This window comes from Streptomyces sp. P17 (genome assembly GCF_032436805.1).
Classification (GTDB): domain Bacteria; phylum Actinomycetota; class Actinomycetes; order Streptomycetales; family Streptomycetaceae; genus Streptomyces.
Genome location: NZ_JAVRBF010001509.1, coordinates 1 through 235 on the forward strand (window position 1 = coordinate 1; position 235 = coordinate 235).

At 51.5% G+C, this 235-nt stretch carries 1 protein-coding gene; it reads left to right on the plus strand.

Annotated elements, in window-relative coordinates:
• Positions 1-235, plus strand: a 235-nt coding sequence (locus RMT89_RS45520) for a hypothetical protein (RefSeq protein WP_315889617.1), incomplete at both ends; no start/stop codon positions are given.

A 235-nucleotide genomic window follows, 5' to 3' on the forward strand; every position in this document is an offset into this window, starting at 1 on the left:
TGCACCTGCTGTTGGTCGCGGTGGTCTTCGTTCTCCTGTTGGTGGTTCCACCGAGAATATGATTACCCACTATGCACGCATGTACGGTATTGATCCGAGCGTGGCATTGAAGGTCGCTAAAAGCGAAGGTGGTCTTGGTGATCATATTCAGTCTAACGTCAAAAAGAACGGACGGCGTGAACCGTCTTACGGTCCATTCCAGCTTCTCGTAGGTGGTGGCAATACTGGCTTTCCG